At 63.7% G+C, this 16727-nt stretch carries 1 protein-coding gene; it reads left to right on the top strand.

The window, feature by feature from the left end:
• The first annotated feature begins 14 nt into the window (after window positions 1-14).
• Window positions 15-16706 carry a non-ribosomal peptide synthetase gene (locus tag DBV08_RS21765; RefSeq protein ID WP_124568811.1) on the top strand — a complete coding sequence of 5564 codons (16692 nt, stop codon included), beginning with the start codon at window positions 15-17 and terminating at the stop codon, window positions 16704-16706.
• The last annotated feature ends 21 nt before the right edge of the window (window positions 16707-16727 follow it).

The following is a 16727-nucleotide window of genomic DNA, read 5'->3' as shown; positions in this document are numbered from 1 at the left end:
GAGCATGAACGACGATGATCGGATTCTCGATGTCTGACCACTCTCAGGTAGCTCACCCGTCTGTATCGGGCGGTGGCCATCTGGACGCAGCGCTCCCGGCGACGGCCGCTCAGCGTGAGGTGTGGGTTGCTCAGAACGTCGATCCGAGTAGCCCGGTGTACAACATCGGACTTGTCGTCGAGGTCGACGGCACCATCGACGTCGAGCGCGCCGCAGCGGCGATCAGGGCCACCGTCGGACGCGTCGAAGCACTGTTCGTGAACTTCGAGGTCGATGCCGACAACCAGCTGATCCAGGTGCCGATTCCGGATGCACGCTGGGACGTGGAAATTCTCGACCTTCGGGCCGAGGCGAATCCCGATTCGGCAGCGCAGTCGTGGATGGACACCGACATGGCCCGGGTCTTCGGTGCGGACGATCTGCTCTTCCGTCAGACACTTCTGCTGACGGCCGACGACCGAGTCATCTGGTATCAGCGCTATCACCACAGTGTGGTCGACGGCTACGGCATCTCGCTCATCGTCGCCGACGTCGCCGAAAGATACGACGACCCGAATCTGGGGACTGACGCACCGCGATGGTCACTCGATGCAGTGGTTGCAGCCGATCAGGACTACCGGAACTCTCCGCGGTTCGAGCTCGACCGTCAGTACTGGGTGCAGCGAGTCGAATCAGGACCGGAAGCGACGCGGATTCTGCATGGGCAGGTCGATGATTCGCTGCCCCCGATCTCGGCAGTGCTCACGCTCGATGCCGATCGTGCGGCACAGCTCTATCGCTATGCGGCCGACGCCGGGATTCGGCGAACTCGCCTGCCCATGGCCGCGCTGATCGCGTACATCGCACGAACCACGGGACAGCACGACGTTGTCGTCTCGGTGCCGATGGCGGCTCGGGTGGGGCGCAACATGCGTCGCATTCCCTCGATGGCGTCGACGATTCTTCCGCTGAGTATTCGAGTAGAACGCTCGGAAACCATCGGCCAGTTGGCAACTCGACTCGACACCGCCCTGATCTCGATACTCAAGCACGGGCGCTACCGGGGAGAGGATCTCGCTCGCGACATTCGGGCGATCGATCCCGACCGTCAGGTCTTCGGTCCCGGCATCAACTCGATGATGTTCGAACACACACTCACCTTCGGCGGATGCCCGGTGCGCGTGCGTAATTCGGTAACCGGTCGAGTCAGTGACCTGGATCTGAGTGTGCGCGGTGGTCAGGACGGGGAGCCGATCGAGATCGACGTCCGCGCCCCGGCCGGATTCGACAGGGAGTTGGCCGATCACACCGCGAGAATCGAACAGTTCCTCGATCGATTCGTAGCCGAGCCGCAGCTTCCGATCTCGGCACTCGACCCCATGTCGCTCGCGGAACGAGAACTCGTGCTCCACGGGTGGAACGACACCGCAGAGCCGCAGCCCGTCACGACGGTGCCGGATTTGTTGCGCAGCAGCTTCTCTGCCGATCGGGGCGCTGTCGCCGTGGTCGACGGGGACGTCCGGCTGACCTACGGCGAACTCGAAAGTCGGGTATCACAGCTCGCCGCGCACTTGATCTCTCGCGGTGTTGCGACCGAAACCGTTGTGGCGATCGGGCTTCCGAGATCCGCCGAGATGGTGGTGGGGTTGTTGGCCGTCATGTGTGCCGGTGGTGCCTTCGTTCCGCTGGATCCGTCATGGCCTGCGGAACGCCGCGAATCGGTACTCGCCGACGCGGGCGCCACACTGGTACTCACCTCGGACGGTGTAGACGACTCCGTTCCGGTCGATCTGACCGCGTGGGCATACGAGGACGGGCCGTCGGTCCTGTCCGAGGTCATGACGCCCGACGTTCGTATTCACGGTGCCCAATTGGCGTACGTCATCTTCACGTCCGGTTCGACCGGACGCCCGAAGGGCGCCATGATCCGCCACGAGGCGATCTGCGCACGGTTGCTGTGGCAGCGGGAGCGGGTTCTCGGGTTCGGATCGAGCGATGCCTCGCTGTTCAAAGCCCCACTCTCGTTCGACATCTCGATCAACGAGATCCTGCTCCCGCTCGTGTCCGGCGGTCGACTGGTGATCGCGAAGCCCGAGGGGGAACGCGACCCGCAATACCTACTCGACCTGATCGCCGGAGAATCGGTCACCTTCGTCTACCTGGTTTCGTCCATGCTCGACATACTGCTGGACCTGGCGAACGAGACCGATCAGCTCGATTCGTTGAAGCACGTGTGGTGCGGCGGTGAGGTTCTCACGCCTGAACTCTTCGACCGGTTCCGCGCCCAACTGTCCACGACGCTGTATCACGGCTACGGGCCGGCGGAAGCGACCATCGGTGTCTCCCATGTGATCTACCGAGAGGACGCGGAACGAATCGCGACCTCCATCGGTCGGCCGAACCCCAACACTCGCCTGTACGTGTTGGACGGCGACCTGCAGCCGGTTCCGGTCGGCACCGGCGGCGAACTCTACGCCGCGGGCTTCCTGCTGGGGCGCGGATACGTCGGCGCGTCGGCGCTGACCGCATCTCGCTTTGTCGCGGATCCCTTTGTCACGGGTGATCTGGCCGGATCCCGGATGTACCGCACCGGTGACTTGGCCCGATGGGCCCCGGACGGCACCCTCGACTTCCTCGGACGCACGGACAATCAGGTGAAGATTCGTGGCATGCGCCTCGAACTCGAAGATGTCGAAGCCGCGGTGATCTCGCACCCTGGAGTGCGGCATGTGGCAGTTCTGGTGCGTCAAGCGCCCACAGGGGCAAAGTATCTCGCCGCTTACGTGAGCGCAGCGTCGGGGACTGACCGTGCGATCGACTCGCGGGACATTCGCGAGTGGGCGGCGAGCAAGCTGCCCGACTACATGATCCCGACCACCGTCACCGTCCTCGACGAGTTTCCGCTCACGGCCAACGGCAAACTCGACCGTCGAGCGCTTCCCGAGCCCGATCTAGCCGAACTGAGCGCGCATGTCGCTGCGAGAAACGAAGTCGAACAACAGTTCTGCACGTTGATCGCGTCGGCAGTCGGTCTCGATTCGGTCGGCGTGACCGACGATTTCTTTGCACTGGGCGGGGACAGCATCGTCGCGATCTCGCTCGTGACCGCGGCTCGTGCAGCCGGTTTGTCGATCAGTCCACGCGAGGTGTTCCAACTGCGCACCGCCGAGGCCATGGCGCGTGCCCAATCCGGCCGAACGGCTGAGATCGTCGATCATGCGGACGAACCGATCGGTCACGTAGCCACGACGCCCATCGCTGCCAGGGTCCTCGGGACACCGGACGCAGTACGAACCTTCCATCAGCGAGCGCTGATTCAGACCCCGTCGGCTTTGACGTCCGAACACGTCAAGTCGGCGCTCGATGTCCTCGTGGCGCGCCACGATGCACTTCGTGCGAAATTGACTCCCGACGGAACGCTGCTTGTTCCGGCCACAAACGAAGCGGCTGTGGTCTTCGAGACCCGGGCGCTACCGGTGCCGCTCGAAGAATGCGGGCCGCTGATAGTCGCCGAGACCGAGCGAGCCGTCAGGCGTCTGAATCCGGTTGACGGAACGATGGTCAGTGCTGTTCTTTTCACTACTGCGACAGGTCCTGGGCGACTGTTGCTTGCCATCCACCACGCGGTGGTCGACGGTGTCTCCTGGCGCATCATCCTCGAAGACCTCGCGCGCGCCGGTATCGCAGCGATGAATGGCGACGAACCCTCACTCGCTCCGGTCGGTACCTCCGTGAGACGGTATGCCGAACTCGTTTCGGAGGCGGTCGGAGCCGGGCGACTGGACTCGGAAATCGAGTTCTGGGACTCGGTCACGTCGGCACCACAGTCACCCCTCGGCCGTCGGGCACTCGACCCGGCAATTGACCTCGCGCGCACCGCTGCGGCGCGATCGATCACCCTGTCTCCGGAATTCGCCGATCGGTTGTTGGGCAGTGTTCCAAGGGCATTCGGGGCCGACGTGAGCGAAGTACTGGTCACCGCACTGGCCGTTGCGCTGACCAAGTGGAGCGGTGCCGGATCGGTGACAATCGACTTGGAAGGTCACGGACGCGACGAGGACGTCGTTCGCGGCGACGGCGCTGCCCACGTCGACCTGACACGAACTGTCGGATGGTTCACCACAGTGTTTCCGGTGGCACTCGAGATCGGTGCAGCCGCTCCGGACCTCGAAGCGAGCGGCGAGTTGGCGGGGGTTCTCAAGAACGTCAAGGAGCAACTTCGACGCATCCCGAACGCCGGCTTCGGATATGGAGCATTGCGATACCTCGGCGGCTCGGGTCAGTTGCGTAGCGTCGCAGCACCCGAGGTGGTGCTCAACTATCTGGGGCGCACTGCAGTTGCAGAGGGGGACTGGTTCCCGGTGTCGGTGGACGGTGCTGCCGATCCGTCCATGCCGTTGGGGCACGCACTGTCGGTCGACGTCGTAGCCGAGGACGCTGCGGGTGGTCCACGACTGCGAGCCACCTTGACCTGGGCGTCGAACATCTTCCTGCGTAGCGACATCGACAGGTTTGCGCGGCTGTGGCTGGACTCGCTCAAGGCCGTGGCCGGGCTCGCCGCTTTCGGCGGAGCCACACCGTCCGACTACCCTCTGGTGGCGCTCACTCAGACCGACGTGGACGGGTTGCCGAAGGCGGACGAGATTCTCCCGCTCACTCCGTTGCAGGAAGGGATCTACTTCCATTCGGCATTTGCCGATCCGGGATCGGATCAGTATGTCGTGCAACAGGTTGTGGAACTGACTGGTGCCGTGGACAGTACGGCTCTGCGCCGTGCGCTGCAGTCCGTCGTGGATCGGCACGAGGCGCTGCGCACCGGATTCTCGGTCCTGGGTGACGGTCGAGTCGTGCAGGTGGTGCACCCGAGCGTCGTCGTGGAGATGACAGTAGTCACGGATGCCGGCGCCGACGTGGACGAACTGCTCTCAGTCGACCGCGCGCGCGGGTTCGACCTCGCGCATCCGCCGCTCGTCCGTTACACGCTGGTCCGTGCTTCCTCGGAGAAGTACCTTCTGCTGCAGTCGATTCACCACGCGGTCGCAGACGGATGGTCGGTCCCGGTGATGCTGCGGGAGCTGATGGCGTCGTACAGCGTTGCCGATTCCGGCGTCGTGCTCCCGAACCCGGCGCCGTACCGTAGCTATCTCGAATGGTTGGCCGGTCACGATCACGACGCTTCGGCGGCGGTGTGGCGGAAAGCTCTGAACTCTCCCGGGCCCGCGGTCGAACTTCCCGCGCCGAGTGCGGGCAGCAGCGGGATCCACGCTACCCGAGTCGAACTGACCGACCTAGACACGCGCGCACTGGTGACCAACGGACGCTCACACGGACTGACACTGAGCACGCTCGTGCACGGCGCCTGGGGACTGGTGCTCGGCCGAATGGCCGGCCGAACCGACGTGCTGTTCGGATCAACAGTATCGGGACGCGGTGGAGACCTGCCGGGCATCGAGACCATGGTGGGCCTGTTCATCAACACTGTGCCGGCGCGATTGCGTTTCGATCCGGCAGAGACAGCCTCGCAAGCACTTTCTCGTTGGCAGAGGGAACAATCGGAACTACTCGACCATCAGTACCTGGGTCTACCCGAACTGCGGCGGACCGGCGGACTGGAGCAGAACTTCGAATCACTGGTCGTGTTCGAGAACTATCCACTCGGTGACACCGCTATCGCCGATCCGACGAACTCGTTGCGACTGACGGGAATTCGATTCGACGAGCGGCCGGCCTACCCGGTGACGCTGATCGTCGTCCCCGGCGATCGGTTGGCATTGGAGCTCAAGTACGACGCCGCTCAGGTGGACGGCGATGCCGCTGCGTCGCTGGCCGAAGCTCTCGCAGTCGTACTCGCCGAGCTCTCTCGCGATCTCGACCAGGTCATCGGCCGGATCGCGCTGGCACCCGCACAGCCGGGGAGCGTCGGCACGGCCTTGGATCGGCCGCGCGCAACGCTGACCGAGCTGCTGCGTGATCAGGCCGGGCGTACGCCCGAAGCCACCGCAGTGATCTTCCGTGAAGAGTCGTTGACCTACGCCGAACTTCACTCTCGCGCTGATCGTTTCGCGCACTTGCTGCGCGAACGTGGCGTCGGACGCGAATCGTTGGTGGCCGTTGCCCTGCCGCGCTCCATCGAACTGATGGTCGCGATACTCGGCATCGGAAAGGCCGGGGGTGCCTACGTTCCCCTCGACACCGGTTACCCGGCGGAGCGGCTGACGTACATGCTCGGTGACGCCGATCCGGTGTGCGTCGTGGTGTCAGAAGGCTCTTCACTCGATTCGGGTTCGGTTCCGCGGGTGACCGTATCGGAGTCGGCGCAGTTCCCAGCCGATCCCCTGAGTGCCCCAGGATCACCCGCGGATGCCGCGTACATGATCTACACCTCGGGTTCGACCGGTCGTCCCAAAGGTGTTGTCGTCACCCACGAGGGTGTGGTCAACCGATTGCTCTGGGCACAGCAGATACGTCCGATGGACGTTTCCGACCGGATGCTGCAGAAGACCCCGTCCAGCTTCGACGTCTCCGTTCCCGAATTCTTCTGGCCGTTTCTGGTGGGGGCAACCCTGGTGATGGCCGAGCCGGACGGGCACAAGGACCCGGGCTATCTGGCCGACGTCATCGTCGAACAGTCCGTGACCCGAGTGCATTTTGTTCCGTCGATGCTCGAAGTGTTTCTTGCAGAGCCGAAAGCAGCACTGTGCTCTTCCCTCGAGATCGTCAACTGCAGCGGTGAGGCACTGCCCGTTCACGTTGCACGCAAGGTCGCCGAGATCCTGCCGAACGTTCTGGTGGACAACCTCTACGGCCCCACCGAGGCCGCCGTCGACGTCAGTTGGCAGCCGTCGGTGCAGGAAACTCCGGCAGACGCCGTCAGTGTCCCGATCGGCGTACCCGCAGCCGACACCGGCCTGTTCGTCCTCGATCCCTACCTGCAGAACGTCCCGGCCGGTGCCACCGGTGAGCTGTATTTGGCGGGACCACAACTGGCGCGTGGTTACCACGGACGTGGGGGACTCACCTCCGAAAGATTTGTGGCGAATCCGTACATCGACGGCGGCTCGCGGATGTACCGGACCGGTGACATCGTGCGGTGGAATGCCGACGGCGTCCTCGAGTACCTCGGCCGCGTGGACGAGCAGGTGAAGGTTCGTGGATTCCGCATCGAGCTCGGTGAAATCGAAGCACAGTTGGCGCTGTGCCCCGGAGTCACGGCCAGTGCCGTGATCGTCCGAACAGACGGTCCTGGCAACCGCGCACAGGTGGTTGCCTATCTGGTCGGCGATGTTGATGATGCTGCGGTTCGCGCTCAGTTGCTGTCGGTGCTACCGGAATTCATGGTGCCCAGCGCCTTTGTGCGACTCGAGTCACTGCCGCTGAGCCCGAGCGGCAAGCTCGACCGAAAAGCACTACCTGCACCGGATTTCGCGGCACAGGTGGGCGACTCGACGGGAGTAGTTTCCTCGGACGTTGCAGACCTTCTCGCCGGGCATTTCGCGACGGTTCTCGGACTGCCCCGTGTCGGGATGCGCGACGATTTCTTCACTCTCGGCGGCGACAGTATCCTGGCGATCCGACTGGTCAACCTGGCTCGTCGTGATTCGGTAGTGCTGACCCCGCGTCAGATCTTCGAATTGCGCACTCCCGCCGCGATCGCCGCAACGGTGGGTGATGTCGCCACCTCGGTTGCCACCGCCTCGGCCGACATCGGTGTGGGTGAGCTGGTACCGCTGCCGGTGGTTCACCGCTTGTCCGAATGGACGGGTGGTACCGATCGCTTCAACCAGGCAGTTCTGATCCACTCTCCGGCAACATCTCTCGGTTCGATCACCGGTGCGTTGCAGGCGGTGCTCGATCACCACGACGGGCTTCGCCAAACCTTGATCCGACATGACCGCGGCATGTGGTCGGCGCGGGTCGAGGAACCCGGCAGTGTCCGGGCAGCGGACGTGGTCGCCCGAGTCGACGCGCAAGGTCTGGACGACGGCGATTTGCGAACGCTCATTGCGGAGCACTCCGAAGCAGCGACCAGTCGATTGGATCCGTCTGCAGGGCGGATGGTCTCGGTGGTCTGGTTCGATTGTGGCGCGGAGAATCTGGGCCGACTCGCAATAGTCGCGCACCACCTGGTCGTGGACGGGGTTTCCTGGGGAACCCTGCTCGAGGATCTCGCGATGGCCTGGGTGGCAGTCGAAGCCGGAGAGCCCGCCGCACTGGATGCCGTCGGAACTTCGCTGCGTACCTTCTCCCGCACGGTGGCCGAACACGCATACAGTGCACATCGATTCGCCGAACTCGATCACTGGCTGACCGTGACCGCTCCGGGCGCACAGTTGATCCCCGATGCCGCGGGCGATGCCGTCGTATCCGGAGGCTCGAGGCGCACGGTCACGGTGGACGGAGCAATCTCCGAGGCAGCACTTGGATCGGTTGCGGCAATGGTGGGTGCCGAGGGAACGGATGTTCTGTTGGCAGCGCTGACGATGTCCGTCGATCGCTGGCGTCGCTCCACCGGCCGCAGTGAGTACGAATTGCTGGTCGATCTCGAACGGCACGGCCGGGAGGAGTTGGCGCCGGGAACCGATCTGTCGCGAACAGTCGGCTGGTTCACCACCATCGCGCCCATGCGACTGCACAGCGGAACCGATCCGGTGGATACCTTGCGTGAGGTGAAGGAGAGCCTGCGAAGTGCACCGGACGGCGGCATCGGATACGGGATGCTGCGGTACGTGAATGCCCGCACGGCAACGATATTGGCGGGGCGTTCCGAATCTCAGGTGCTGTTCAATTATCTCGGACGTGCGACGGCTCCTGGATCGACCGCATGGTCTCTGGCGGCGGAATCCGACGCTATGTCCACCGATCCCGACGCGGACATGGGAGGCCCGTACCGGCTGATCGTCAATGTCGTGAGTGTCGATTCGGAGCTTCGCGCCGACTTCGCCTGGGCAAGTGAAGATTTGTCCGATACTGACGCGCTGGCACTCTCCGAGGGCTGGGTTTCGGCACTCGGCGATCTGGCGGCTGCGGCCGCACGTCACGGCGGTCCGCCCTTCCTGACTCCGTTCGATGTGACCTTGCTCGACCTGAGTCAGGCCGAGATCGACGCGATAGCCGATGCGAGCCCGGCAGGTGTGAGCCGTATCCTGCCGCTGTCACCGTTGCAGGAAGGCCTGTACTTCCAGGCCGGATACTCGGACAGCAGTGAAAGCACTGGCGGGGACATCTACACGGCACAGTTCTCGATGGACTTCGGGCACACGCTCGACGTGGACAGGTTGGCTGAGGCTGCTCGGACACTTCAACGACGAAATCCCACCTTGCGAGCGGGGTTCGTGAGCGAAGGACTGAACGAGCCCGTGCAGTTCTTCAGCGCGGGACTCGACGTTCCCGTTGCCGTCCATGATCTCCGTGAACTCGACGACTCGGCGGCTCGTAAGCGCGCCGAGGGGATCGCTGCCCTGGACAGAGTTACTCCATTCGATCTGACAGCACCGCCGCTGTGGCGTATGAACGTGCTGCATCTGCCCGGCGGGCACGATCGTCTTGTGATCAACCGGCAGTTCCTGCTGTGGGACGGCTGGTCCAACGGCCTTGTCGTCAGCCAGCTTCTGGCGCTCTACGATACCGGTGGCGACGACAGCGCCTTCGGTGAACCCGAGGGGTCGTTCGAGACGTACCTCGCCTGGTTGGCCGATCGCGACGGTGTTGCCGCCGACGAGGCGTGGCGCGGAGCGCTGGCAGGCCTCGAGGAGCCGACGCTTGTCGCCGTGCCGGCGCCGGACGCCGAACGTCAGCTTCCGGATCGCCGAGATGTGGTTCTGCCGGAATCGCTTTCGCGCGCCCTGCGTGAGCGTGCCGCCGCGTCCGGCGTCACGTTCAACACGGTACTGAACGCAGCGCTGGCCCTGGTGCTGGCGTCGGCCACCGGTCGACAGGATGTCGTCTTCGGCTCCACCGTTGCCGGAAGGCCTCCCGAGGTGCCGGGAATCGACACCGTGGTGGGAATGTTCCTCAACACCGTTCCCGTTCGGCTGCAACTGGATCCGAACGAGAGCATCGACGAACTTCTTCGCCGCACGCAGGCGGATCGTCTATCGCTGATGCCGTTCGACTACCTCGGCTTGGCCTCGATTCAACGTCTGTCCGAACATCGTCAACTGTTCGACGTGCTGATAGTCCTGCAGAACTTCGTGGACGAGAAACAAGTCGACGCACTCAATGCCGCTCACGACGTGAGCGGCAGCGACAGTATCGATCACACGCACTATCCGCTGACCGTCGTGGTCACACCGGGTACCACCGTCAACGTCAAGTTCGAGTTCCATCCGCATCTGGTGACCGCGCGTCGAGCCGAGGACCTGCTCGGTCACTTCGTCGATCTGCTGCAGAGTTGGTCGCAGGACATGACAGGTTTGGTTGTTGCGACTCCGGTGCCTGTAGTGGCGCAGCAGACGCAGATCCGAGAGTTGCCGGAGCGCACCATTGCCGACTTGTTCGAAGAGGTGGCGTCGGTGCAACCGAACGACACGGCACTCGTGTTCGGGAAGCGTCGGATGACCTATGCCGATCTCGACGGCGAGATCGACCGGATGGCGCGGTTGCTGATCAACTACGAGGCCGGTCCGGAAAGAATTGTGGCCCTTGGTCTACCACGATCGGTGGACATGGTTGTCGCGCTCTTCGCCGTATTGCGTACCGGCGCGGCCTACCTACCACTCGAACTCGACCATCCAGCCGAACGGTTGGCCGCGATGATCGACGACGCGCGGCCCGTCGTGTTGCTGACCACCGTTGCCGCCTCACCGAAGTTCGACGGCGCGGACGTCCGCACTATCGTGATCGACGAGCCGGACACTGCGGCAAGGAGACTGACGATCTCGGCACGGGCACTCTCCGCGGCGGAACTCGGAGCATTCGCCCCGGGGGCACCGCATCGACTCGACCACCCCGCGTACGTCATCTACACCTCCGGCTCGACCGGCAAGCCCAAGGGCGTGGTCACCGGATACCGCGGCTTGACGAACATGCAGTTCAACCACCGCGAGGCGATCTTCGAACCGGTCATCGCCGCGGCAGGCCGGCGCCTGCGGATCGCGCACACCGTGTCCTTCGCCTTCGACATGTCGTGGGAGGAACTTCTGTGGCTCGTGGAAGGCCACGAGGTGCACATCTGCGACGAGGATCTGCGTCGTGATGCCGAGGCGCTCGTCGCATACTGCGACGCTCAGGACATCGACGTCGTCAACGTGACACCGACCTACGCGACGCACCTGATCGACAGCGGACTTCTCGACGACGGTGTGGGGCACCACCGCCCGCCACTGGTCCTGCTCGGTGGTGAAGCCGTTCCGGATTCGGTGTGGAACCGGCTGCGCGACACCGAGGGAACCGTGGGCTACAACCTCTACGGTCCGACGGAATACACGATCAACACCCTCGGTGGCGGAACTGCCGACAGTGACACCCCGACCGTCGGTAAGCCGATCTGGAACACCACGGCGCACATTCTCGACAGCTGGCTGCGACCGGTCCCCGACGGAGTTGCCGGCGAACTGTACATTGCCGGAGCTGGTTTGGCTCGCGGCTACCTCGGACGCTTCGCGCTCACGTCCGAGCGCTTCGTCGCCGATCCGGCTGGGACCGGAGAACGTATGTACCGCACCGGTGACTTGGTGCGGCGACGCGGTGACGGCAACCTTGACTTCCTCGGCCGCACCGACGATCAGGTGAAGATCAGAGGTCACCGGATCGAGCCGAGCGAAATCGTCTCCGTTCTCGAATCCGACGAACACGTGCGGCAAGCAGCGGTGGTGGTCGATGTCGGGGCGGGTGGAGTCAAGAGACTCGTCGGCTACGTGACACCGGTGCGCCTCGGCGTCGCGCACGACTACCGCGCGCGGGCGCGCGTTCTCCTGCCCGACTACATGGTTCCGGCCGTGGTCGTCGAGGTGGAGACATTGCCGATGACCGTCAACGGAAAGCTCGACGTCAAGGCGCTGCCCACGGCCGATTCGGTGCTGGGGGAGCGCAGTGGGGTAGCGATCGCGCCCAGAAACCGTACGGAAGAGGTCCTCTGCGAACTCTTCTCCGACGTGCTGGACGTCGACGGCATCGGTGTCGACGACAATTTCTTCGACCTCGGTGGTCACTCGCTTCTGGCCACCAAACTGATCAGCCGAACTCGGATCGCCATTCCCAACGCTCTGACCATGCGTGATCTCTTCGAAGCACCGACGGTCGCGGAACTCGCGGAACGTATTGCGGCCGAGCAGGGATCGACGCGACCGGTGCTGGTCGCGAAGCCGCGACCGGACCACCTCCCCCTTTCTGCCGCTCAACAGCGATTGTGGCTGATCGGACAGATGGAGGAGAACTCCGCGGCCTACAACTTCCCGATCGTGCTCCGCTTGGACGGTGCACTGGACGCGGACGTCTTCGCCGCGGCGCTGGACGATGTGGTCGAACGACACGAATCCTTGCGTACGGAGTTCCGGTTGGTCGACGGAACGCCGGAACAGATAATTCTCGAATCGGCGACGGTTCCGGTCGAGACCGTTCATTCAGGAGAAGCCGGCGTCGCCGGTGAGGTTGCAGCGGCGGTGGGCCGTCCGTTCGACCTTGCGAACGAGATTCCGATTCGTGCACGTCTGATCCGGGTGGACGATGCAGTAGTCGTCGTGATCGTTCTGCATCACATCACAACCGACGAATGGTCCGATCGACCGTTCCTTCGGGATCTGATGTCTGCCTACTCCTCTCGGATTCAGGGCGAGGAGCCAGCTTTCGAACCGCTTCCGGTGCAGTACGCGGATTACACCCTGTGGCAAAGGGAATTACTCGGCAGCGCCGACGATCCGTCGAGCGTCCTGAGCACGCAGTTGGACTTCTGGGCGAAGAGTTTGGACGGAGCCCCCGAAGAACTGTTGCTTCCCGCCGATCGGAGTCGACCAGCCAGACCGAGTTTCTCCGGTGGGGCAGTGGTGACACGGTTGGGCGTGGAGACAACTGCGGCATTGCGGAATCTGGCGCGCGAGAGCCAGAGTTCGATGTTCATGGTCCTGCACGCGGCGTCGGCGGCGTTGCTGACTGCGCTCGGAGCGGGTGAGGACCTTCCCCTCGGCGCTCCGGTAGCCGGACGTAGTGAACAGGGGCTCGACGACTTGGTCGGCTTCTTCGTCAATACCATTGTGCTGCGCACGGATACGTCGGGTAACCCGACGTTCCGGGAGTTGGTGGATCGCGTTCGGGAGGGAGATCTCGAGGCCTTCGCCAACGCCGACGTTCCGTTCGAAACTGTGGTGGAACGCCTCAATCCGTCGCGCACCCTGGCACGCAACCCGCTGTTCCAGGTCATGGTCGGCTATCACAGCCGCGAGGAGACGGGCGGGGATCCGTTCGAACTCGAGGAGTACACGGCCAAGTTCGATCTGGTGTTCAACTTCACCGAGTACCTGGGCGACGAAGGCTGCATCGACGTCCGTCTCGAATACGGCAGTGACCTCTTCGATCGCGAAACCGTACAGCGAATTTCGAACCGATTGGAATCGATGATCACTGCAGTCGTGGAATCGGCCGACATCGAGATCGGTGACATCGACATCTTCTTGCCAGGCGAACTCGAACAGGTTGTCACCGCGTTCAACGACACCGCCGTCGACGTGCCGGAAGAGACGTTCTACGACGCTTTCGCGCGTGGAGTCGCTGCTACGCCCGAGGCGATTGCGGTGCGCGACGAAGCGGGGCAGGCCACGTACCACGAACTCTCCGAGCAGTGTGATCGGATAGCCGGTGTGCTGTATCGGCGCGGGGTCTCGGTCGAAGACGTGGTGGGACTTGCCGTCCCGCGCTCGGTGGAGATGGTCGCGTCGGTCCTCGCCGTGCTCAAGCTGGGGGCAGCGTATCTACCCCTGGATTTGAGTCACCCGAGCGAGCGCATCACGTACATGCTCACCGATTCTCGCGCCTCGGTACTGCTGTCCACCTCCGAGGAGAGTTCTCGAATCGAGGACGTGGTCGGCGTCGAGCGAATCCTCCTGGACGATCCGCTGATCCGCGCAGAACTGGACGAGGCATCGATCGTGGAAACTCCCCGGCCACCAGTTGGCGTCAGCCACGCTGCCTACGTCATCTACACCTCGGGTTCGACCGGCAAGCCGAAGGGAGCCGTGCTGTCCCACGACGGTATTCCGAGTCTTGTTGCCACAGCCGAGGTTCGGATGCGACTGGTACCGGGTTCGGTGGTGATGCAGTTCGCTTCGGTCGGCTTCGACGTCGCGGTATTCGAGCTGGCGATGGCTCTGTGCACGAGCAGCACCCTGGTGATCGTGCCGCAGAGCGCCCGGGTTGCCGGCCCGGCGCTGACCGATTTCATGACGAACAATCGTGTCACCCACGCGATCATCCCGCCCTCGTTGCTGGCAGCCCTGCCGGCAGGATGTGAAGTACCGCAAGGCTGCACCGTGTTGGTCGGAACCGAGACGGTACCGCCGGAGCTGATCGGGCGATGGGCAGAGCGGCTGAATTTGCTTGCTGCGTACGGACTCACCGAAGCCACGGTGAACAACACACTGTGGCAGGCGGAGCCAGGTTGGAACGGCGCCGTGCCCATCGGAATCCCCGACCCCAACGAACAGGCGTACGTGCTCGACGATCAACTGCGTCCGGTTCCGCCGGGAGTATCCGGCGAGCTGTACATCGCGGGGCGCGGCCTGGCGAGAGGCTACCTGGGCCGATTCGATCTGACGGCCCAGAGATTCATTGCTGACCCCTTCACCGCGGGCGATCGCATGTATCGCACCGGCGACCGAGCGCGGTGGCGGGCTGACGGGAACATCGACTTCCTCGGCCGTGTGGACGATCAGGTCAAGATCCGTGGTTTCCGAATCGAATTGGGCGAAATCATCGGAGCCCTCAGTGCCCATCCGACGGTGAAGCAGGCGACGGTCGTCGCGGATCGGCAGGGCGAGATCACGCGTCTGGTCGGTTACGTGTCACCCGAGCCCGGCGTGGTGGTGGACACGACGGCAGTGCGCAATCTCGCTGCAGTGTCGTTGCCCGACTACATGGTTCCGACGATGGTCGTCGCCCTCGACGGCCCGCTGCCGTTGACACCCAACGGAAAGCTCGACCGCAAGGCGTTGCCCGCCCCGGACTGGTCGGAGCTGGCAGGTGATGTTGCTCCTCGCACTGTCGTGGAGTCCACCGTTGCGGCTGCCTTCGCGGACATACTGCAACTCCCGAGCGTCGGAGTCCACGACAGTTTCTTCGAACTCGGTGGGCACTCGATGGCGTCGATGAAACTGGTCGGTCGCATTCGTGAAGCATTCGGAGTGGACATCAGTATTCGAGACGTGTTCGATGCACCGAGCGTGGCCGAGTTGGCGGCAGTCGTTGCGCGTTCGGAAGGTGGACGCCCGGTCCTGGCACCGGCGGTGAGGCGTCCGGAGACCATGGGTCTGTCTGCGCCGCAACGTCGTCAGTGGGAGTTGTTCCGTTCTGCCGGCGCACATCCGCAAGCGAGCCATGCTCTGGCACTGACCCTGAAATCGAAGATCGATCCGGAGATTCTCGGGCACGCATTGGACGATGTGACATCGCGGCACGAACCCCTGCGGACCACATTCGTCGAGGTCGACGGCATCGTCGTGGCGAGGGAATCGGTTCGGCCGACTGTCGATGTCGTCGATGTCGGTGCCGGCGACCTGGGCCGAGCGGTGTTCGAGCTGGCTCAACTTCCGATGGATCTGCGTGAGCAACCGCCGTTGCGAGTGCACCTCGTGCTCGGTGAAGACGGTTCTCGGACACTGCTTCTCGTCATGCACTACATCGCCGTCGACGAGTGGTCCGTAGTGCCGCTGTTGGGAGATCTGGTCTCTGCTTATGCAGCCAGGTCGCAGGGAGATCAACCGGTCTGGGACGAGCTTGCGTTGACGTACGCCGACTACACCGTGTGGTCGGACGAGCTCTTGGGAGACCCCCTGGACGTGGGCAGCCGCGCGTCGAAGCAACTCGCGTACTGGCAGGATGCGCTCGACGGAATACCGACCAGTGTGAATCTTCCGTTGCCGGAAGATGACTCGGAGCCTCGGGGCGACGTGGTCTCTGTCGACATCGACGCCGATCTGCACGCCAGGATCGATGCTCTGGCAGCGCGCACCGGCACGAGCATGTTCATGGTCCTGCAAGCCGCGCTGGCCGCCGTTCTCACGAAGGCTGGGGCCGGTACCGATCTTCCGATCGGTTCGCTGGTTGCGGGCAGGTCGGATCCCCGTCTCGAACCGATGATCGGGTCCTTCTTCAATGTTGTTCTCCTGCGCACGGATACGTCCGGTAGCCCGACGTTCGCAGAATTGCTGGCTCGGGTGAGGGAGGGGAATCTGGAAGCGCTGAGCAATCAGGACGTCTCATATGTGTATGTCGAGCAGGCTCTGGGTAATCCGGCGTCCATGAGACCTCAGGTGATGGTGATCCATCACCAACAGGCGGATTTGGACGGGCTCGGCGACTTCGGTTCTCTCGTACCGATTCCGGTGGGAGTGCCCGATGCGGATGTGACGTTGAGTTTTTACGAGCCAGTTGGCGAAGGGCCTGTTTTTGCAACTCTCGGGTTCCGTGCCGACCGCGTCGACGCGGTCGCAGTCCGTGAATGGGCAGGTCAGCTGGTCGACGTGATCGAGGCTGCGGCCATCGTCGGCGGGGACGACGTGAGGGAGGCGGCGAAACTATGACATACGTCGCATCGCTCCGCG

Origin of the sequence: Rhodococcus sp. KBW08 (assembly GCF_003852455.1) — a bacterium.
Lineage (GTDB): Bacteria > Actinomycetota > Actinomycetes > Mycobacteriales > Mycobacteriaceae > Rhodococcus_F > Rhodococcus_F baikonurensis.
Note: the sequence above shows the minus strand (reverse complement) of the source record. Positions and strands in the feature narration are given on the sequence as shown.